Annotated in this window: 21 protein-coding genes and 1 pseudogene; 9 read left to right on the top strand and 13 right to left on the bottom strand. The window is 44.4% G+C overall.

From position 1 onward, the window contains the following. Positions 1-7 precede the first annotated feature (7 nt). The 6 genes from OKC24_RS02945 to OKC24_RS02920 form a co-directional block, all read right to left on the bottom strand. Positions 8-418, bottom strand: coding sequence for a hypothetical protein (locus tag OKC24_RS02945; protein ID WP_131276096.1), 411 nt, complete (start codon positions 416-418; stop codon positions 8-10). Between the two features lie 174 nt (positions 419-592). Beyond that, complete coding sequence (locus OKC24_RS02940; protein WP_265464761.1) at positions 593-1,162, bottom strand: hypothetical protein; 570 nt, start codon at positions 1,160-1,162, stop codon at positions 593-595. Between the two features lies 1 nt (position 1,163). Next, positions 1,164-2,237 carry a DUF262 domain-containing protein gene (locus OKC24_RS02935; RefSeq protein ID WP_265464759.1) on the bottom strand — a complete coding sequence of 358 codons (1,074 nt, stop codon included), beginning with the start codon at positions 2,235-2,237 and terminating at the stop codon, positions 1,164-1,166. Positions 2,238-2,339: 102 nt separating this feature from the next. Continuing rightward, entirely contained in the window at positions 2,340-2,915 is a 576-nt protein-coding gene (locus OKC24_RS02930; protein ID WP_131276093.1) for a xanthine phosphoribosyltransferase, read from the bottom strand. Between the two features lie 89 nt (positions 2,916-3,004). Continuing rightward, positions 3,005-3,718, bottom strand: a complete 714-nt coding sequence (locus tag OKC24_RS02925) for a DUF3108 domain-containing protein (protein WP_131276092.1) — start codon at positions 3,716-3,718, stop codon at positions 3,005-3,007. A gap of 172 nt (positions 3,719-3,890) precedes the next feature. After that, entirely contained in the window at positions 3,891-4,574 is a 684-nt protein-coding gene (locus tag OKC24_RS02920; RefSeq protein ID WP_131276091.1) for a hypothetical protein, read from the bottom strand. Between the two features lie 241 nt (positions 4,575-4,815). Between OKC24_RS02920 and OKC24_RS02915 the strand changes: the two genes are divergently transcribed. Next, positions 4,816-5,694 (top strand): energy transducer TonB, encoded by an 879-nt coding sequence (locus OKC24_RS02915; protein WP_131276090.1) that lies wholly within the window; start codon positions 4,816-4,818, stop codon positions 5,692-5,694. A gap of 40 nt (positions 5,695-5,734) precedes the next feature. On the opposite strand, the gene OKC24_RS02910 is transcribed toward OKC24_RS02915, so the two are convergent. The 5 genes and pseudogenes from OKC24_RS02910 to miaB form a co-directional block, all read right to left on the bottom strand. Continuing rightward, positions 5,735-6,145, bottom strand: a complete 411-nt coding sequence (locus tag OKC24_RS02910) for a hypothetical protein (RefSeq protein ID WP_165499125.1) — start codon at positions 6,143-6,145, stop codon at positions 5,735-5,737. 221 nt (positions 6,146-6,366) lie between these two features. Beyond that, positions 6,367-6,670 (bottom strand): annotated as a pseudogene (locus OKC24_RS02905) (antibiotic biosynthesis monooxygenase family protein). Between the two features lie 97 nt (positions 6,671-6,767). Continuing rightward, positions 6,768-7,253, bottom strand: a complete 486-nt coding sequence (gene ybeY, locus OKC24_RS02900) for an rRNA maturation RNase YbeY (RefSeq protein WP_005012886.1) — start codon at positions 7,251-7,253, stop codon at positions 6,768-6,770. Positions 7,254-7,262: 9 nt separating this feature from the next. Next, positions 7,263-8,348, bottom strand: a complete 1,086-nt coding sequence (locus OKC24_RS02895; protein ID WP_130143874.1) for a PhoH family protein — start codon at positions 8,346-8,348, stop codon at positions 7,263-7,265. 37 nt (positions 8,349-8,385) lie between these two features. Continuing rightward, positions 8,386-9,843 (bottom strand): tRNA (N6-isopentenyl adenosine(37)-C2)-methylthiotransferase MiaB, encoded by a 1,458-nt coding sequence (gene miaB / locus OKC24_RS02890; RefSeq protein WP_219190748.1) that lies wholly within the window; start codon positions 9,841-9,843, stop codon positions 8,386-8,388. 328 nt (positions 9,844-10,171) lie between these two features. Here miaB and OKC24_RS02885 point away from each other — a divergent pair, with 328 nt between their 5' ends. The 5 genes from OKC24_RS02885 (at position 10,172) to OKC24_RS02865 (ending at position 14,805) form a co-directional block, all read left to right on the top strand. Then, positions 10,172-12,130 carry a lytic transglycosylase domain-containing protein gene (locus OKC24_RS02885; protein WP_131276087.1) on the top strand — a complete coding sequence of 653 codons (1,959 nt, stop codon included), beginning with the start codon at positions 10,172-10,174 and terminating at the stop codon, positions 12,128-12,130. A 48-nt stretch (positions 12,131-12,178) separates the two neighbouring features. Continuing rightward, a complete protein-coding gene (locus tag OKC24_RS02880; RefSeq protein ID WP_130143871.1) occupies positions 12,179-12,832 on the top strand; it encodes a ribonuclease T2 family protein in 654 nt (217 codons plus the stop codon). 169 nt (positions 12,833-13,001) lie between these two features. Continuing rightward, complete coding sequence (locus OKC24_RS02875) at positions 13,002-13,988, top strand: malate dehydrogenase (RefSeq protein WP_005012874.1); 987 nt, start codon at positions 13,002-13,004, stop codon at positions 13,986-13,988. 192 nt (positions 13,989-14,180) lie between these two features. After that, positions 14,181-14,441 carry a DUF2789 family protein gene (locus OKC24_RS02870; protein ID WP_130143869.1) on the top strand — a complete coding sequence of 87 codons (261 nt, stop codon included), beginning with the start codon at positions 14,181-14,183 and terminating at the stop codon, positions 14,439-14,441. A gap of 106 nt (positions 14,442-14,547) precedes the next feature. Beyond that, positions 14,548-14,805: a DUF2789 family protein gene (locus OKC24_RS02865; protein WP_005012865.1), complete on the top strand. Its 258-nt coding sequence runs from the start codon at positions 14,548-14,550 to the stop codon at positions 14,803-14,805. 143 nt (positions 14,806-14,948) lie between these two features. Here OKC24_RS02865 and OKC24_RS02860 read toward each other — a convergent pair whose 3' ends face one another. Both OKC24_RS02860 and OKC24_RS02855 read right to left on the bottom strand, forming a co-directional pair. Beyond that, positions 14,949-15,476 carry a hypothetical protein gene (locus OKC24_RS02860; protein WP_131276086.1) on the bottom strand — a complete coding sequence of 176 codons (528 nt, stop codon included), beginning with the start codon at positions 15,474-15,476 and terminating at the stop codon, positions 14,949-14,951. A gap of 59 nt (positions 15,477-15,535) precedes the next feature. Continuing rightward, positions 15,536-16,138: a 2OG-Fe(II) oxygenase gene (locus OKC24_RS02855; protein ID WP_131276085.1), complete on the bottom strand. Its 603-nt coding sequence runs from the start codon at positions 16,136-16,138 to the stop codon at positions 15,536-15,538. A 114-nt stretch (positions 16,139-16,252) separates the two neighbouring features. On the opposite strand from OKC24_RS02855, the gene OKC24_RS02850 reads away from it, so the two are divergent. From OKC24_RS02850 to OKC24_RS02840, 3 genes are read left to right on the top strand one after another with little or no spacing between them, the layout of a single operon-like run. Next, a complete protein-coding gene (locus tag OKC24_RS02850; RefSeq protein WP_005012859.1) occupies positions 16,253-17,110 on the top strand; it encodes a 23S rRNA (adenine(2030)-N(6))-methyltransferase RlmJ in 858 nt (285 codons plus the stop codon). Between the two features lie 50 nt (positions 17,111-17,160). Beyond that, positions 17,161-17,988 carry a CDP-diacylglycerol--serine O-phosphatidyltransferase gene (pssA, locus tag OKC24_RS02845; protein ID WP_131276084.1) on the top strand — a complete coding sequence of 276 codons (828 nt, stop codon included), beginning with the start codon at positions 17,161-17,163 and terminating at the stop codon, positions 17,986-17,988. 18 nt (positions 17,989-18,006) lie between these two features. Beyond that, the gene (locus tag OKC24_RS02840) at positions 18,007-19,083 is read left to right on the top strand and encodes a DUF6670 family protein (RefSeq protein WP_131276083.1); all 1,077 of its coding nucleotides are present in this window, start codon (positions 18,007-18,009) and stop codon (positions 19,081-19,083) included. Positions 19,084-19,206 lie beyond the last annotated feature (123 nt).

Below are 19,206 nucleotides of genomic sequence, written 5' to 3'. Positions count from 1 at the left end.
TACAGCTTTATTTTTGCTGCTCTGTGTCATGTTTAGCGCCATGCTGTTCATTAAAACGGTGTTTGCATTTTTGGCATTGGTAATCTAAAAACACGTTTTGATCCACAATCACCCCGGCTTTTTTGCCAAAGCGGTGTCCTAAAAAGCCGCCAGTAATGCCGACGCCAATCGCGCCGACAAAAGTGCCTACGGTGCCGCCCATAATGACCCCCAGCGGGCCTGCAGCCGCGCCGATCATCGCGCCTATAGATGCGCCGGATGCTGCGCCGCCTACTGTGCCGGCAGCTGTGCCTGCGCCGCTGAGCAGCACGCCGCCGATTTTTTGCAGGTTTTGTTCGTGATTGCGTTTTTCGACATCGGACGAGCCGCATTTCGGGCAGCTGATGGTATGCGGAATAACTGAAGAATCTGTAGTCATAGACTGTATGCCTGATGTTTGAATAAAACGTTTAAAGCTTAAAAGCAAAGGGCAGCACTTTGTTTTTCAATAATATCTGTACCATAGCGCTTTCCCCGGAACACGGAAGTGCTAAAATATGACATTTTTGTAATGATTTTATAGTAGCGTGTATTCTTTATAATTTTAATGACCTTAAACTTTTTGGGGTTGATTAATAATAAATTTGCTAATTTCTATAATTGATTTTATATAGTATGTATAATAAGAAATGTTTTTCTTTCTATGATTTCGTTTTAAATGTTCAAATGGTTCAATAAAACCTTTATTGTTTAATACCTTAGTTTCATATTTGTTGCGTGCAGAATTGCTTTCATGGGCTATATAATCACTGAGAGTCTTCATTTCATTTATAATCGTTGTATAGTTTGCATCTTTATTAATAATAGAAAAAGGGTCATCTATAAAAAAACATTCTGAAGTGTTCTTTATGACATCATAATGATTAATGAAAGATGTATTTTGCTTTTTTAACACTTTATATAGATGATCTAGATCTATGAATTCTAGTTTTCTCTTGGGAGAATAACCATATATACTTTTTTTTCCAATAGAATACATTTCAAAACAATCGGATAGAAACTTTTCAAACTTAATGAAAATTTTGAAAAAAGCTAACTCATAAAGAGAATTATCAATGTGGGATTGAGAAGTGAATATAACTTCCCATTTTTCAATTTCGGCTAAAACATAAGAATTATTCATTTTATTTTAAATATTCACAAAGTATGCTTACACGTTTTGTTCTTTCATCTTTACTTGTTGTGCGAGATCTATGATGTTTTTCAAAGTCGACAATAGCAATATTATCTTTATCATTATCAGTTTCATAATTAATTACTTCTGCCTCAAGTAAAGAAAGTTTTGATACAAGTAAACTAATATTATTATGGATTTCTTCCAATGAAAATAGCGGATTCCTATAAATATCTTTATCAAGCGAATTGTATAATTGGTGATTTAAAGCTGCAAATAATGTGTAAAAGAAGGTCTTTCTATAAAATATTTTACCGGTGAATAATGGATTATAAAATAATTCGTCAATGATTTTATAAATATTAGTTACTTTTAAATCGATTTCATCAATATTGCTAAATTCCTTATCAAATTTTTTGTAATAATTATCTGTTTTAGTATGGCTATCTGTAATTATTCCATCAATAGTATTGATAATTAAAGAATTCATGAAGTCAACATCTGCCATTCGACTAAAGTCTTTATCTTTGAAAATTTTCTTATCAATAAAGATTTCTTTAAAAAGAGCTGTTTTTTGTAAAACAAAAACTTTAAATTCTCCCCAATATTGAGCATTACGCAATTCTTGTTTATTGAGAGCCATATTATTTGTATTTAATCGGGCAAACATTTCATAAATTCGAGCATCATTTTTGAGTTTTATTATTTCAAAACTAATATTGTAATTAAGAATTTCTTCTTTAATATCATTTGATAGATCAGAGTAGCTCTTTCCACCATATTCTTTACTATGTGATTTTTGAATAGAAAAAATATTCTCTACGAATTCTATTATGGCAGTGATACGTTGTTGGCCATCAATGACTTCTCGGATAGTCTGACGTGTGGCGATATCTATTTGTTGTCGAATAAATATTTGGGGAATAGGGTATCCGCGAATAATACTATCGATTAAATAAGATTTAGCATTTAAATTCCAAACCTTATTTCGCTGATATTTAGGAGAAATAATAAGCTCCCCATTATCTTTCCACCTTAAAATATCGTTAATGGAAAAAGATTTTGTATCTTTGATATCGCTCATTATATGAAGTTCTATTGATTTGAATAATGTGTTGTATTATACAAAATTGGATAAATAAAAAAAGAGCGCATAAGCGCTCTTTTACTTTCCGCTGAGTTGACCTTAGTCACGGACAAATTCAACAGTGCCATTTGTCAAAGATTTAACACGCGCCAATGATTCTACGCGGTAGCCTTTGTCCAGCAGAACCTGACGGCCAGGCTGGAAAGATTTTTCAATCACAATGCCAATGCCGATTACTTCGGCTTCGGCTTGGTGAATCAAGTCTGCTAAGCCAAGCGCAGCTTGACCATTGGCTAAGAAGTCATCAATCACTAAAACTTTATCGGCTGCATTAATATGCTTTTTAGAAATGGCAATGGTGCTTTCCACTTGTTTCGTGAAAGAGAACACTTTTGAGCGGTACAAATCATCTTTTAACGTTAAAGACTGGTATTTTCGGGCAAAAATAACCGGAACGCCAAGTTCTAAACCAGCCATAACAGCAGGGGCAATACCTGAAGCTTCAATGGTAATAATTTTCGTGATGCCCGCATCTTTGAATAGGCGCGCAAATTCTTGACCAATTTGCTGCATCATGACAGGGTCAATTTGGTGGTTTAAGAAAGAATCGACTTTCAGAACTTCTTCAGATAGAACGATACCTTCAGCTAAGATTTTCTGTTCTAGTGCGTACACGGGAGAATCCTCAAGGGCAGGTGCTTTTTAAAGCAAAGGCGTATTTTAAAAAGCACCGAAAAAAATGCAAGCAAAATTGATCAAATCAATTAATTTGATGCACCTTTATAGCCTGTTAACAGCAATCCATAAGAAGTGCTGCCATCAAGGTGTGACATTTTCACGGGCGCATAGTCCAATTTAGGCGCTAGCCAGAACACCGTTTCGCGGCCTGGCTTGTCATGCTTCATCACCACTTTAACAGTATCAAAAGTTCCGTAGCTGGTTTTGACTTTTTCCGCACCTTGCTTCACAAATTTACGCGCTTCGACTTCTTTGGCGTCGGCAATCCAGTAGCTGGATTTTAAACTGCCATTTTTTAAGTCTTCACGAATCTGCAGCTCGGCATTCAATTCATCCAAAACACCGGCGCGCCAAGCGAATGAACGCGCTTTATCATCTTTTTTGGTATTGATAGTTTTTGCGCCAGGGTTGAAATTAATGCTCATGGTGTTGTTATGCACCAAAATTTTACTGGTGCGCTTAAAGCTGTTTGAGGTAATGCTGCCGCCGCTGAAGCTGAAGCTGCTGCTTTCAGTGGCTGAGGCAATGCCGCCGGCTTTGGCGACAAAAACATAAGACCAGTTATTGCCGGATTGGCTTAATGTGCGGGTTGCTGAACCTAAATTTTTGCCATTGTAGTTAAACTGATAACTGGCTTGGAATGGACTCATGGCAAACGCTTGGCTTGCGAATCCAGTAAACAGCAATGCAGTGCTTACCCCTGCAGCAAAACCCAATGATTTAACAGTTAGCTTAGCCATAAGTATATTGTTCCTATGAATTTAAATTATTGCGAATCAATAAAAAACCGGTACTTCACATTCGCTGTCAGTATGCGCGCAGATTGTGAAGATGAAAGTTAAAAAGCTGCATCAAATGTATATTTACTGCTGCTTTTTATATTCATTGCTGAATCGGCTGCGCGGTCCCTGTTTATTGATCTTTCTGCTTAATGGGCGTGACGTGCGTTTCTTCTAAACGGCTGTCATCCCATGTATCCATTTTTTCCTGCGCCATTTTACTGAACAGCGCGGCTAAATTCACATTGCCAATTATCACCAATTCCGCTTCACGCAAAAGCGCATGGTTGACATGCACTTTGCTTAAGGTGTCAATGATGGAGCGCTTTTTGCCCAGCCAGCGGTTCAAGTCCAAATGCAGCAAGTCGTCTTTGACTTTAATGACGTTCAGCTTTTCTAAAATCATCCCTAAAGGGTCGTCATTCAGCACCTTTTGATAAAAGAACAGTGCGAGCTTGACCCCCCATTTGTAAAGAATATTCGGATATTTGGCATTAATCACCTGCGTATCGCCGATTTGTTCAAAGACAATCAGCTGCGTGTCTTTATTCAGCTCCATCTGCACCAGTTTTAAGTCAACCGACAGGGTGATGTTCAGGCCGTTGTAATTCAGCGTGGCATACAGGCGAAGCCAGTCATCGTGCAGGTCTGCGTGCAGGTCTTGCAGCATTTTTACATTGTCGGTTACAAAACGCTGAAAAGTGGCATTCAGAAAAACCTGAGACATCGGAAATTCGCGTTCATCTTCAATAAACCCTTCCGCCTTTTGATACACTTGGCGTATGCGTCGCGAAATATTGGAAATGAGCGTTTGCATAAATAGCGTCCCAGCGAATGAGCTTTTTAAAAATTTTGATGTGTCTTGTCGAATTATGTAAAAAATACAAGGTTCCGAGCTTGCAGTTTAGCAAAATTAATTGCACCATTTTTATGATTTTAAATACGCTCAGTCCATTTATTGATGGATTTGTCAGTTTCACTTGAAAAGTGAAAACGATGTTTTATTTTATACTCATTTCGAGTGTTTGGGGAATTCGGCAAATTGTCGTAATAATGTGATGCTGAAAAAAATGACCTTTAAGCCTTTAATTCAAGACTGGTGGAAAGACCCGATTTTTACCGGTGCATTGGGCTTGGCTGCGGTTTTGCATTTAACTGTCTTAACGCTGCAATTTGCCATGCCGCAAGAAAGTGATGTGATGACCAAAGAAATTGCGGTTTCCTTGCGTCCCAGTGAAAGCAAGGTGGATGATGCTGACTTTTTAGCGCAGGCCGATCAGCAGGGTTCGGGCAAGTTCCGTGAAGCGCACCGTATGGCGACGGATATGCCTGCGCCTATGGTGGATCAGGCTGCCGGGGAGCAGCGGCAGGAAACGCTGGAAAAAATGCAGCAGAAGCGCGAGCTGAATTTTGAAGAAAAAGTGCTGATGACGACCTTAAGCTGGCAGAAGCAGGCTGAGGAAAATAAGCGCAAAAAAGCAGTTGATGAAATGCAAAGCCAATTTCAGGCTAAAGCGGCCATGATTGCCAGCATTGAAGCGCAATACCTGCAGCGCCAGCAGAATTTCAGCCGCCAGCAGAAAATCAAAACCATTGACGGCATTCAGGCCAAGCAGGACAACACGGCGGCTTATATGGAAAAATTCCGTCAAAAAGTCGAATTCTACGGCAACCGCTATTATCCAGATGCAGCCAAGCAGCAGCGCTTAGCCGGGGAAGTGCGGCTGATGGTGATTCTCAACAGCAGCGGCGGTATCCGCGCAATCCGCTTAATTGACAGTTCAGGGCATGCCATGCTGGATGAGGCGGCGAAAACATCCGTCCGCAAAGCTGCGCCTTTTGGCGGTTTTGATGCCAAAATGAAAGACATTTCAGAACTGCGCATTGTGCGCACTTGGCGTTTTGATCCAGCCGAAGCTGAGTTTGAAGTCCATTAAGGAAAGCATGATGCCGCACATTCTGTGCAGCCTGCTGTTGCTATTCGGCGCTGTTCTCCCGCTGGGCTAACACATAGCGCCCTTGTTGGCGGCCATCCATCCAAACCGCTTCAAGATTTTTTTCTGAGATGCTCAGCTGAGTGGGGAAAATCTGTAAATGCGGACGATATTTTGGCGCGGCTTTCAGGCCAATGCAGTTGCCATTTTGCCACCATGTGCCTTCGGCATACTGATCTAAAGCGCCTACAGCCAAATACCATTTAAATTTGCCGTTCGGCTCTAGCAGCAGTTCAGAACCGACCTCCATCACGCCTTCTAAATAATAATGCCCAGCCCAAGCTTGATCTGCTTGCTTGAAAGATGTCTCTGGACATGGTTTTGGCGTTTCTGCATGCAGCGGTATAGAAAAACAGCATGCTGTTAACAGCAGGGGAGCCAGCATATATTTCATGCTGCTTTTTTGCCTCAATATTCTTGCTGATAAAAACCGATTCATAAAGAAGTACTCCGAGCGCACAGCTGTTCTAACTATTTTTAGCATAAATCCTGTCAGCTGTAAGAGCATTCCCGTTGAGAAGCCGCTGAAATTGCAAATGCATGTGTGCATAACTTGTGAGCGTTCGCAAAATTGCAATGGATCTGCCGTTATTTAATAACGAGAGTTCAGTCAGTTTATATAGATTGTTTTGAGCTAGGACTGCTGTAGCGGCGCTGTACTTCACAGACTTCTACACTGAAATGCGCGTACCATTGCTCTTTACCCAGCTGCAATGTGCTCTGCATCCTGATGCCAAGCCTGAATATCCGATAAACTATTCCAATACGATAGCGCAATTTCTTGACTTTCTTCACAGAGCGCTTCAAAGTGCTGGCAATTAAATTCTTTCAGTGCTTTTTCACGCATTTTTTGTGCTGTTTGCACATAGTGTTCATCAAAATGTTTAATTCTTGCTTTGCAAACGACCACGTATTTCATCGTGAACCTGCATTTATGATTATTACGTGAGGAGCAAGATAATGTGTAAGTATCCTGCAGGTATAAAAAAGCGGACCTAAGCCCGCTTTTTTATTTTTTAATCTTCTTTGACAGTATAGGGATTTTCAAAGCCAAGTTTCTTGAGAATCTGAATTTCCAGGGCTTCCATTTCTTCAGCATCTTCATCAGACGTTTCATGGTCATAGCCCATTAAATGCAATGCGCCATGCACCAGCATATGGGTGAAATGCTCAATCGGCGTTTTCTGCTGTTCAGCTGCTTCCTGCAATACCACAGGGATGCAGATGACTAGATCTCCAATAGGAAACACATCTAAAATTTCAGCCATCTCGTCTGGAAGATCGCTTGGAAAAGACAGCACATTGGTCGGTTTGTCTTTTTTACGATATTCCAGATTCAATTTATGGCTTTCTTCATGGCCTACGCAGGCAATGCCGATCTCGCAGTCGCTTTGAGTGCCGATATAGCGTAAAGCGGTTTCCACTGTCTTTTTGATATAGGCGCGTTTCAGCACCAGCTCAGGCGCTTGAAAATCCTGCTGCAGGGTGAGGCTAAGTTTCAAAATGAATCCTTAATTCTGTTCATTTTGTGCATCGGCTTTGGCGTCATTGTCGGCAATTAATGCGTCCTGAAGCGCCTTGCGCTCTGCACGGGCTGCAGCGCTTAGGCGCTGCTGTTCACTGTCCCATCCCTCATAGGCTTCAACAATTTTCTGCACCAATTGATGACGCACCACATCGCGGGAATGGAAACGGGTAATATGAATTTCTTTGATTTTTTCAATCACACGCAGAGCATGCGATAAGCCGGACTGCTGGCCGCGCGGCAAATCGACCTGTGTAATATCACCTGTGATGACAGCACGTGAGCCAAAGCCTAAACGGGTCAGGAACATTTTCATCTGTTCCGGTGTGGTGTTCTGCGCTTCGTCCAAAATCACAAAAGAATGATTTAAGGTGCGGCCGCGCATATAGGCGAGGGGCGCAACTTCGATCACTTGGCGTTCAATCAGTTTGGCGACTTTTTCAAAACCGAGCATTTCATACAGTGCGTCATATAAAGGGCGCAGGTAGGGATCAATTTTCTGGCTTAAATCGCCGGGCAGGAAACCGAGTTTTTCACCGGCTTCAACGGCAGGGCGGACCAGCAGAATGCGCTGAATTTCATTACGCTCCAGCATATCTACAGCGGCTGCAACAGCCAGATAGGTTTTGCCTGTCCCTGCCGGCCCAATCCCGAAGGAAATATCACTTTGCAAAATGCGCTGTACATAGCGTTTTTGGTTGGCGCCGCGCGGATTAATACGTCCTTTGCGGGTCTGCAGATAAATATCTTCTAAGCCGCTATGTTCTTGGCCTTCGAAATCTTCCTGCAGTTCACGGTCAGTTTGGCTGCCTTGAATCATCAGATGCAAGGTGTCCGCGCTGATTTGATTGGTGGTTTCTGACTCTTCATGCAGACGGTGCAACAGACCTTCCGCTCTCTCTACCGCATCAATTTCGCCATCGACAAAAAAGGCATCGCCGCGATGGGAAATTTTGACATCTAAACGTTGTTCGATTTGCTTCAAATGACCGTTATATGCGCCAAGCATGCTTTGCAAACGGTCAAGTGAAACACCAGGAAAAGTTACTGTACGCCGAATCGCTGCAGTCAAGAGAATTCCTTAAGTTGTCTTGAGTTCAGCTCTTACATTACGCCACGTCAGGTTCAAGATTCAAGAGCTCGCCGTAAACTAAATTCAAAGTTTTTATTTCAGTGATTTCAATCTCTGCAAAGCGTCCAACCCAAGTTGCATCGCCAATAAATGTCACATAGCGGGTATTGTCTGCAGTGCCGACCAGCAGGTTCGGGTCTTTATCTGAAACCTTTTCAACCAGCACGCGCTGAATACTGCCCAGCATAGCATCAGTCTTATCAATGCTTGAGCGTTTAATCCATTTTTGAACTTTGGCTAAGCGTTCTTTTTTCACATCTTCAGGCGTGGTGTCTTCAAGTTCTGACGCAGGCGTGCCTGGGCGTTTTGAATAGATAAAGCTATAAGAGTGGTCAAAATCCATATCTTTAATGAATTGATAGGTTTCTTCAAAGTTTTCATCAGTTTCCCCCGGGAAGCCGATGATGAAGTCTGAAGACAAGTGCATATCTGGGCGCACTTGGCGCAGTTTGGCAATTTTCTCAATATAAACATCAATGGTGTGATTGCGCTTCATGGCCTGAAGGACATCGTTTGAACCGCTTTGCACCGGCAGGTGCAGATGTGAAACCATTTGCGGCAAGTCGCGGTAGCATTGAATTAAATCATCATTAAATTCAAGCGGATGAGACGTCGTATAGCGCAGTCGGCCAATGCCTGGAATTTCTGCAACCAAGCGCAGCAAGTCTGCAAATGTGCAGATGTCGCCGTCAAAGGTTTCACCGCGGTAGCCATTGACGTTTTGGCCCAGCAGTGAAATTTCGCGAACGCCTTTTTCTGCCAACGTCGCAATTTCTGCAAGCACGTCATCCAGCGGGCGAGAAACTTCTTCACCTCGAGTATACGGCACAACGCAGAATGAGCAGTATTTCGAACAGCCTTCCATAATGGAAACAAAAGCCTTGTAACCATCTACACGCGGCTCAGGCAGGAAGTCGAATTTTTCAATGTCCGGGAATGAAATATCCACCAGTTTGATTTTTTCTTTCTTGGGTTTTTCGATTTGATCAAAATGCTGATCCAGCATTTGCGGCAGGCGGTGCAAGGTTTGTGGGCCAAAAATCATGTCGACATAGTTGGCGCGCTTTTGAATGTTGTCGCCTTCCTGTGACGCCACACAGCCGCCCACGCCAATAATCAGATCCGGGTTTTTGTCTTTGAGCTTGCGCCAGCGGCCTAACTCAGAAAAGACTTTTTCTTGGGCTTTTTCGCGAATTGAGCAGGTATTCATCAGCAGAATATCGGCTTCTTTCGGATCATTGGTCAGCACATAACCGTGCGAGTCGCCCAGTAAGTCTGCCATACGGTGACTGTCATACTCATTCATCTGACACCCTTGCGTTTCGATATACAGCTTTTTAACTGATCCATCGATGGCTGGGGTGTGCTGTGGCTGGGTAACAGTGTTTTCTGAGGCAGCTTTGGCACCATTCGGAATGAAGGTTTGAACCGTCATGTAGGCTCCTAAAGGAAAAACGGCAAATATTAACGGCTGGCCGCTGGCGTACGGATGCGTAAAAAGGCATCAGCAGCAGGGCTGGCTTAAATTAATATCTATAATTTATGAAAGGCGCGTATTTTAACAGTAATTCGATATAAACTTATAGCCCCAAATATCAAGCATTAAAGATTGATTTGTGAAGTAAAAATGTTTGAAGATTAATATTGTTTAATCATAAGGTTACATAACACAACAATACAGCTGGTTTAGAGTTATTAAACTAACTGAATAATGATTAGCACACTGCAATTACGGCTAAAAGTGAATCAAAGAAGGCGCGTGGATGTTAAATAAAGTCTGGAAACTCAATAAATACTATCAATTGCTTGCTTTAGGCGCAGTTTCGGCCTGCATCTCCTTTACAGCGCAAGCAGCGGATGAGCAATTTAATGAGGCGCTGCGCGCAGCCAATTCAGGCGATACCGCCCTGCTGCAGCAATACCAGTATTCAATGCAGAACGACGCTTTAGGATACTACCCAGAATATTGGATATTGAATACAAATTTGGCTTCACAGCCTGCTTCTCAAATTGCCAGTTTTGCGCAGCGCTATCCGCAATCGGCCATGGCTGAAAAACTGGCAGCCGATTATGTCGAAGAAAAAGTCAAAATGGCGGATTTTTCATCTGCGCAGCCGATTTTACCGTACGTGACCAATCCAGATCAGGCTGAGACCTGCGCTGTGGCGCAAGTCCGCGCCCGTTCAGGTGATCCGCTGGTGTTTGCTGAATTTAAAGATGTCTGGCTCACCACCAATTCACAGCCTGAATCTTGTACAGGGCTTGGACGCATGATGCTGTCCAGTCCGCTGATGACGGAACAGGACCGGCAGCAGCGCCTGTGGGGGCAATTGCGCGCAGGACAGTCTGGACAGGCGATCGCAACGGCGCAAAGCATTAATATGAATTTGTCGCTGGCGCAGCTGAACAGCATTCAGTCAGACCCGATCAATTATTTATGGTCTGCACCCAAAAATACTAAAGAAGAGCAGGCGTATTTGATTTATGCCTTGGGCCGTTTGGCCGACAGTGATTTAAGCGCGGCTATGACATCCGCCAAACGGGCCGTGGATGGCGTGCCTGCGGATGTGCAGCGGGCATTGTACCGGACAGTCGGCTATATCGGCGGCACCACAGTGATGAAGAATAATTTCAGCCGGGATGTGCTGAACTATTTGGATGCCAGCTATGGCTTACCATTCAGTCCAGAGGAAGCGGAAATTTATGCGCGTCAGGCTATCCGCTTCAGTGCTTGGGAAAGCTTAATCCGCGCTATCAACAGCATGAGCGTGACACAGCGGCAGGAAGACCGATGGCAGTATTGGCTGGCGCGGGCTTCAGAACAGCGCGGCGATGCCTCTTCAAAACGCACTGCGCAGGAAATCTATAAGCGTTTGGCGCAGGGCGACGATTATCATAATTTGCTGGCAAAAGATCATGTTGGCCAAAGCTACAGCAGCGTGCCAAGCAACGTCCAGCCCAGCAATGCTGATGCGCAGCGTTTGAGTCAAGATATTCACTTCCGCCGTGCATTTGCGCTTCGCAACGTCAATGCGCCGGATAATTACATTAACCGAGAGTGGAATTGGGCAGTACGCCAGGCTTATTTGAAGAAAGATGACGGCTTGCTTTTAGCTGCAGCGAAACGCGCAACCGATATGGGCTGGTATGACCGGGCCATTTACGCCGCTGACCGGACAGTAAATCAGCATAACTACAGCCTGCGCTATGCAATGCCGCACCAGTCCTATGTTGTGAGCCACAGCCGCAATGCCGGGATTGATCCAGCATGGGCTTATGGCCTGATGCGTCAGGAAAGCCGTTTTGTTTCCAATGCTCGGTCTCATGTAGGTGCTGGCGGCCTGATGCAAATTATGCCGGATACGGCAAAATTGGTAGCAAGGCAAATGGGTGAAACCTACAATCCGGCAGCCCTCACGGATATGAATACCAATATCCGCTATGGCACGTTCTATTTGTCAATGATTCAAAGCCAGCTGAGCAACAGTCCTGTCTTGGCGACAGCAGGCTATAACGCAGGTCCAAACCGTGCGCGCCGCTGGCAGCCGGAGGAACAAGGGATTGCTGCAGACCAGTATGCAGAAACCATCCCTTTAACCGAAACGCGTGATTATGTAAAACATGTGATGACCAATGCAACGCATTATGGGCTGCTGCTGGGGCAGGGCGCGCAGTCCATTGGCAAGCGCATGCAGATTATCCCGATGCGCAGTGCGCAATAAACAGAAATGCCTGAAAGCTGAATGGATCGATTATTGGGGGAAAGCTGAATGCGGTTGATGAACGGCAGTATTAAAGCACGATGGCTGGCTCCGCTTATGGCGGTGGGCAGTTATTTGGCTGCACCTGCTGTTTTTGCGGCCCCGGCAGTGCAGGGCTATATGATGAATGTGCAGCTGGTGCCGGCGGTATGTTCATTAGACCCGCAGCGCAATAAAAAACGCAAATGCCTTGAAGGCTATTCTCTGAATATCACGGGTTTATTTCCGGAAACCCGTTCAAAGGACTGCGTTGCCGGCAGTGCAGTGAAACTGTCGCCTATTCAGGCCAAAGTGGTTGCACGGGTAATGCCGGATGAAAATGCGCGTAATGCGCTTTGGCATGAAATTGGCGGCTGTGTGCCGATGAATGCCAGTCAGTATTTCCGCACCATCATTAATTATGCGGAGAAGCTGAAAATTCCTGAAGAGCTGACCAGTCAGGAAACCCGTCAAATGCAGTCCGCAGCATTGCGTAGCAAAATGGTCCGGCTGAATAGCGGCCTGCCGGTTAATGGCGTGCAGTTCAGCTGCCAGCCGTCCTATGCCGGCAGCATTTTGACCGACATTAAAATCTGCTACAAAAGTAATGGCGCCTATAGGCCATGCACTGGCATTGTCTCGAGCAACTGCCCATCTTCATTCATTATTAAAGGCTCTTTCTGAATGTTTAAAGAGATTTAATTTATATTTCCTATCATACTTTTGTTGAAAAGCATTCTCTTTTACATGCAACTGCCAAAGGATTGGAGTACAATCTTCGGCGTTTATGATTATTAGATTAAATGGACTAACTATTTAATCGCATTGAATATCCTCAATTGGAGATAATTAGATGAAGCAAGCAGTTCGTGTTGCCGTTACTGGCGCCGCAGGTCAAATTGGTTACAGCCTATTATTCCGTATCGCAAGCGGTGAAATGCTAGGTAAAGATCAACCAGTTATTTTGCAATTGCTCGAAGTTCCTTTTGAGAAAGCTCAAGCTGCGCTTAAAGGCGTAATGATGGAACTTGACGACTGCGCATTCCCATTGTTGGAAGGCATGATCGGTACTGATGATCCTAAAGTTGCATTCAAAGATGCTGACTATGCATTATTGGTTGGTTCACGTCCACGCGGTCCTGGCATGGAACGTGCTGACTTGCTTAAAGTGAATGGCGAAATCTTCATTGGTCAAGGCCAAGCGCTGAACGAAGTGGCAAGCCGTGATGTTAAAGTGCTTGTTGTCGGCAACCCAGCAAATACGAACGCTTACATCGCTATGAAATCTGCTCCAGATCTTCCAGCGAAAAACTTCACCGCTATGCTTCGTCTAGACCACAACCGTGCGTTGACTCAGCTTGCTCAAAAAGCGGGTGTTGCAGTTTCTGATATCGAAACTATGACTGTTTGGGGCAACCACTCTCCAACAATGTATGCTGACTACCGTTTCGCGACTGTAAACGGCGAAAGCTTAAAAGACAAAATCAACGATGCAGCTTGGAACAAAGATGTGTTCCTTCCTACAGTTGGTAAACGCGGCGCGGCGATCATCGAAGCGCGCGGTTTGTCTTCAGCTGCGTCTGCTGCGAATGCTGCAATCGACCATATGCGCGATTGGGCTCTTGGCACGAACGGCAAATGGGTAACTATGGGTATTCCTTCTGACGGTTCTTACGGTATTCCTGAAGGCGTGATGTTCGGTTTCCCTGTAACAACTGAAAACGGCGAATACAAAATCGTTCAAGGTCTTGAAATCGATGAATTCAGCCGTGAGCGTATCAACTTCACTCTAAACGAGTTGGAAGAAGAACGTGCAGCGGTTGCTGACATGATCAAATAATTTAATCTTTCTAGATTAAGTTTAAAAAAGCACTCCATTCGGGGTGCTTTTTTATGCCTGAAGGGTGCGGCTGAGAGCTGAGTGAGGATGAAAAATAAACAAAAAATAACATGCTTTACAGCCTTGGCAATTGCAACAGCTGCGGCTTCAGGCTAAGTTTAAGGAGAAGCATTCAGGCTTGGAGAGAATCGTATGTTTGATCAGCAGCCGACGTTAGAACTTTTTTTTGATCAGCTGGGGTTGGATTCAAGTCCTGAAGCCATCGACCAGTTTATCGAAACTCATCAGCTGACGATGGATATTCCGCTGCACAAAGCTGAATTTTGGAGCAAGTCGCAGCAGGATTTTATCCTCAGTCATTGGAAAAAAGATGATGACTGGGCCATGGTGGTGGATATTTTAAATGAGCAATTGCACACGGAACACAAGCTTTCAGGCTCGTGCAATTTATAATCACAAATTGAAACAACAAACCTGGCAAAAAGCGCTAGGTTTTTTTATAAATATCATATAAGTTAATTTAATAATAAATGACAGATTTGTTGATAAGGAGGGCAAGATGCTCAATCACAATACACCATCCTTAGCTTTATTGTTTTCTCAATTGGGGTTAGCCAGCAGTCCTGCAGCGATTGAACTGTATGTCAGAACGCATCAGCTTTCCGCGCAGGAAAATCTGCATGATGCGCCGTTTTGGAATAAAGCGCAGCGTGATTTTTTAATCAGTCATTTGGTGCAGGATGATGACTGGGCCATTTGGATTGACGAGCTGAACCAGCAGCTGCATATGGATGCCTATAAACTGCAGACTGCTTAAGTTTGTAAAGGTTGACCGCAAGTTCTGAACTTGTTTTAAGCGATACATAAGCCGAAAAAAATGCCTCATTAGGGGCATTTTTTTTGAGCAGCGGCATGCAGGCTTTCATTTGAATATCAGCGGGGATATTTCCGCAGCGCGGCTTAGTGCAGTTTGCTCTGAAGCATTTGGCTGAACCATGCATCTTGATGAAAAGCTTCGAAAGCAGGGTGCTGGCGGAGCAGTTCTAAATCAAAAGCCTGCGTTGCGCTGTATTTTTTAAGCCAATGGCGGGTTAAGGAGGGTTCCTTTTTTGAAGCGGCAGCATAAGCCAGAAAGAAATAAATATCGCCGAAATCATCATGCGTGATCGGTTTTAAAATCTGCTGGGTAATAATGGCAAAACGCTCTTCGCGGGTGATTTCAAAATACAGCATATAGGCTTTAGCCAAATGCAGAGACAGGTCGACGTATAAGCGCAGCGGCATCTCATCAAACTCCAGCCGGCCTTGCTCTAATAACACGACAGCTTCTTGCAGAAAATGAATCTGCTCTTGGCGCAATTGGCTGAGCGTCACCAGCTGCAGGCGCAGATCTGCGCGTTCCAGGGCGAGTTCAGGGGTATTGCCTTGCAAAAACAGCTGATCGGTCTCACCAATGCGCTGGATGATGGGTTTAATATGGTCAGACATGGGAGGCTTCCTCTTTTTGCAATGAGTGTTATATGAGGATGAATCCTTCAATTAAAAGCTTACCAAATCGAATTGCCGCTGCGCAGCCATGCGGTAATGGATAAGCGCTGATGTTTCGCCGGCAGCACTTCATGCAGCAAGTCGCTTTGGAAAATCGCAATGCGGTTGGTTTTGGGCGCGATGATGTGCCATTGATCATTTTTGTCCTGCAGGCGAAGTTCACCGCCCCAGTCTTCCTGCCACTCTTCATGCAGATAATAGACGGTTGAAATAATCCTGCCATTTTTCCCTTGCGGATTATCGCGGTGCAGGGCGTAAAACTCCCCCGCGTTGTAGCAGGCAAAGTGCGCTTCAGCTTCTTGAATGCCCAAAAAAAACGCCTGATTCATGCAATTTGAAAGGGCGTTTAAATACTGAATGTGCTGCTGAGCGTTACTTAGCTCCTCATTAATCCATAAAATATGGTCACTGCGGATATTGCTGACCACGCCATTCTGAATGGCAGCATCGCGGAATTGGTTTAAGTGCAAAGTGCATTCTCCAGCCAATGCATGCACATATTCTGCGGCATAGGCATGATCAATGATTGCAAATCCATGCTGATCCAAATCATTTAAGATGTGATCAACATTCCAGGACTTTGGGAGCTGAACAGCGTCCATAGGCAAAACCGTAAAAGATCAGAAAAAAGGTCAGCTATTCTAGAGCAAGATAAGCATCGGAATGAAACTATTTTTCATGCTAAAATAGCAGTTGAAATCAGGAATTATTGAAACATGAATTACCGTCACCACTTCCATGCAGGCAACTTTGCCGATGTCATGAAGCACGTATTGCTGCTTCAGCTATTGACTCGACTGAATGCAAAAGATAAACCATACCGCTATATTGATACACATGGCGGTGCGGGTAAATATGATTTATCTACAGCTGAAGCGCAAAAATCTGGTGAATTTTTAAACGGCATTCATCGTCTGGTAAAGCTTGATGATTCAATTAAGCGCAATGCGCCGGAAGGTGTGCAGCAATACTTGAAAATTGTTGAGAAAATGCGTGAAAACTTTGGCAAAGGCGCTTACCCGGGCTCGCCATGGTTTGCTTTGGAAGGCATGCGTGAAATAGATAAAGCGACCATTTTTGAAATGCAGCGGGATGTATTTCAGCAGCTGCGCCACAATATTTTCGATAAGCGCGCCGGTCTGCATGAACGGGATGCGTATGAAGGCTTATTGGGAGTGATTCCGCCGAAAGAGAAGCGCGGCCTGGTGATGATTGACCCGCCTTACGAATTGGAACGCAAAGATTTCCCGCAGTTGGTGGAATTGCTGGCAGCCGCTTACAAAAAATGGCCGACAGGCGTATTTGCGGTATGGTATCCAATTAAAGACCGAGCGATGATTGAGCGCTTTGAAAAGAAAATGTTCAAAACAGGCATCCGCCGTCAATTGATTTGTGAAGTGTGCGTGTGGCCGGATGATACGCCAGTCGGCCTAAATGGCTGCGGTTTGCTGGTTATTAACCCGCCTTGGAAATTTTCTGAAGATGCAGATGAAGCATTGCAATGGCTGTTCCCGCATCTTCGCATGAGTGAAAATGGCGGTCATGCTGCTGTTCGCTGGCTGGTTGGCGAATAACCAGCGATTAAAGATGTAAAGCAACAAAAGGTCACAGTTAGGATCTGAGAATGACAAATATAAATAAACCTGAGCGGGACATTTCTTCAAAGGAAGAAAGTGCTTTTGATGGCATCACTTTTGAAGTGGAAGAAGAGGAGCATACCCATGAAGGCCAGAAGGTCAAACGTCGCGGCATCTACCTGTGGCCAAACTTAATTACCACGGCAGCGCTGCTGTCGGGGTTTTATTCCATTATCGCCAGCATGAATGGCGAATATACCCAAGCGGTCTATGCCATTTTTATCGCTGCTCTGTTTGATGGCCTTGATGGGCGTGTTGCACGCGCAATCGGCGCTCAAAGCCCCTTTGGCGAGCAGTTTGACTCTTTGTCTGACCTGCTGGCTTTTGGCGTAGCGCCTGCAATCCTGATGTACAGCTGGAGCCTGCACGATTTAGGCCGCATCGGCTTGGCCGCCTGCTTTGTCTATACCGCATGCGCAGCGTTCCGTTTAGCGCGTTTTAATGTGCAGATCGGCGTGGTGGATAAGCGTTACTTTATCGGTGTGGCCAGCCCTTTGGCGGCAGTGATGATTATTTCACTGGTGCTGGTTGCCCGTGATTTCCCGGCGGTGTTTGATTTGCGGGAAACCGGCATTCAAATCACGAATGCTGTGATGATTATTGCTGTTGGCTTATTGATGATCTCCAACATTAAATATTATTCCTTCAAAACGGTAGACCGTAAGCGTGTGCCTTTTGCAGTCTTGCCAATCATGGTGTTTGTCTTGGCGGCGGTAACCTACAACATTCCTGTCGGCATTTTAGTGATTTCCCTGATTTATGCGCTATCAGGTTTTGTAACAACCTTCCTTGCGCGGAAAAATACGGCAGCATAATGATGTAAGGAGTTTGATATGCAGTTGTTTAAAGGTTTCTTAGATCAATCCAAACAGCTGAATCAGACTCCGGCAAAACTTCCGCGCCGATTGCCTCTGCATGCGCAAACCTCCCAATACAAAACCGTTCTTTTGGGGCTGAAAATCCCCAATCTTCCTGCACCGCTGCATTATTTGAATTTTATCAGCGTCATTGGCCGGCCAAATGCCGATATTTTTTGCCAGGAAGGCGTTAAAGCCAGTTTAAATCAAAATACCGCAACGGTAATGTCCAGCTGCAGCATGCATATGGCTGGGCAGTTCAGCGGCTATGCCATAGACCGTGACTGCAGTTTTCAAGCCAATGCCTTTCATTTTTTAGACCGGGAAAGTTTCAGTGGCCATTTCCCAGAATTTAAATTGCAGCGGGCCGATAGTGAACTCAGCTTCAGCTTAAATATTAAAACAGCAGGCGCATTGTGCTATTTCAATAAGCTCCGAATGGGGCTGGCAGAATATTGGTCACAATTGTGCGAGTGTTCGGGAGAGCTGAACTACAAAGGGCAGTATTTTTCAATTCAGCAATTGGGTTCATTAGAGTTTGCCCGCGTGATGAACTTTTCCTTTATTCCAATCGCATTTTATACCGCGCAAATTGTCAACTTGAGCGCTCAGCGTCAGCTGATTGTGATGCAAACCCGGGATCGAATGAACCGCGTTTTGCAATCACGCGCATATTTGAAAAACTTCAAAGACAATCATGTCTGGATGTGTGATGACGGCGTGCACTTCCATGTACATCGGCTTTATCCGGCGGTAATAACGCCAAACTATAAAAAAATGTATTTGCCGAGAGAGTTTGAGTGGAATATTCAGGGTGGGGGACTCAATATTCATCTTCAGGCGCAAAGCCGCGGGGACTTTAAGTTTGGGCTTGGGGCTGGCTACGCGGGAAGTTTCAGCTACCAAGTGAAAATTGATGATCAGTTTGAGGAGGGGCAAAGCGGTTATTGTGAATATATAGACTGCAGGCCTTTAAACTGGCAGGAAAAGAATAAAACTGAAAAATTATTGGATGAATTGCGGGATTCAGTACCGATTTTCTTAAAAAAATAGGAAAAAAACACAATTTTGAAGAATAAATAAACAGTTGAAGCATTTTTTTTGAAATATTAAGAAAAAGGTATTGCAAGGGGTAGGAAATACTGTAGAATGCACATCCATCGGCGGTGATGAAGA

It is taken from the genome of Acinetobacter entericus, assembly GCF_026168575.1.
GTDB lineage: Bacteria > Pseudomonadota > Gammaproteobacteria > Pseudomonadales > Moraxellaceae > Acinetobacter > Acinetobacter bouvetii.
The sequence above is the reverse complement of the archived record's forward strand: the minus strand, read 5'-3'. Positions and strand labels throughout refer to the sequence as shown.

What these genes read in the sequence shown, in the direction of transcription:
- OKC24_RS02915 (WP_131276090.1), top strand. Translation starts at nt 4,816, where the DNA reads ATGCTGAAAAAAATGACCTTTAAGCCTTTAATTCAAGACTGGTGGAAA.
- OKC24_RS02940 (WP_265464761.1), bottom strand. Translation starts at nt 1,162, where the DNA reads ATGAATAATTCTTATGTTTTAGCCGAAATTGAAAAATGGGAAGTTATA.
- OKC24_RS02865 (WP_005012865.1), top strand. Translation starts at nt 14,548, where the DNA reads ATGCTCAATCACAATACACCATCCTTAGCTTTATTGTTTTCTCAATTG.
- OKC24_RS02860 (WP_131276086.1), bottom strand. Translation starts at nt 15,476, where the DNA reads ATGTCTGACCATATTAAACCCATCATCCAGCGCATTGGTGAGACCGAT.
- OKC24_RS02925 (WP_131276092.1), bottom strand. Translation starts at nt 3,718, where the DNA reads ATGGCTAAGCTAACTGTTAAATCATTGGGTTTTGCTGCAGGGGTAAGC.
- pssA (WP_131276084.1), top strand. Translation starts at nt 17,161, where the DNA reads ATGACAAATATAAATAAACCTGAGCGGGACATTTCTTCAAAGGAAGAA.
- OKC24_RS02875 (WP_005012874.1), top strand. Translation starts at nt 13,002, where the DNA reads ATGAAGCAAGCAGTTCGTGTTGCCGTTACTGGCGCCGCAGGTCAAATT.
- OKC24_RS02885 (WP_131276087.1), top strand. Translation starts at nt 10,172, where the DNA reads ATGTTAAATAAAGTCTGGAAACTCAATAAATACTATCAATTGCTTGCT.
- OKC24_RS02945 (WP_131276096.1), bottom strand. Translation starts at nt 418, where the DNA reads ATGACTACAGATTCTTCAGTTATTCCGCATACCATCAGCTGCCCGAAA.
- OKC24_RS02920 (WP_131276091.1), bottom strand. Translation starts at nt 4,574, where the DNA reads ATGCAAACGCTCATTTCCAATATTTCGCGACGCATACGCCAAGTGTAT.
- OKC24_RS02850 (WP_005012859.1), top strand. Translation starts at nt 16,253, where the DNA reads ATGAATTACCGTCACCACTTCCATGCAGGCAACTTTGCCGATGTCATG.
- OKC24_RS02880 (WP_130143871.1), top strand. Translation starts at nt 12,179, where the DNA reads ATGCGGTTGATGAACGGCAGTATTAAAGCACGATGGCTGGCTCCGCTT.
- OKC24_RS02840 (WP_131276083.1), top strand. Translation starts at nt 18,007, where the DNA reads ATGCAGTTGTTTAAAGGTTTCTTAGATCAATCCAAACAGCTGAATCAG.
- OKC24_RS02870 (WP_130143869.1), top strand. Translation starts at nt 14,181, where the DNA reads ATGTTTGATCAGCAGCCGACGTTAGAACTTTTTTTTGATCAGCTGGGG.
- OKC24_RS02910 (WP_165499125.1), bottom strand. Translation starts at nt 6,145, where the DNA reads ATGAAATATATGCTGGCTCCCCTGCTGTTAACAGCATGCTGTTTTTCT.
- miaB (WP_219190748.1), bottom strand. Translation starts at nt 9,843, where the DNA reads ATGACGGTTCAAACCTTCATTCCGAATGGTGCCAAAGCTGCCTCAGAA.
- OKC24_RS02855 (WP_131276085.1), bottom strand. Translation starts at nt 16,138, where the DNA reads ATGGACGCTGTTCAGCTCCCAAAGTCCTGGAATGTTGATCACATCTTA.
- OKC24_RS02935 (WP_265464759.1), bottom strand. Translation starts at nt 2,237, where the DNA reads ATGAGCGATATCAAAGATACAAAATCTTTTTCCATTAACGATATTTTA.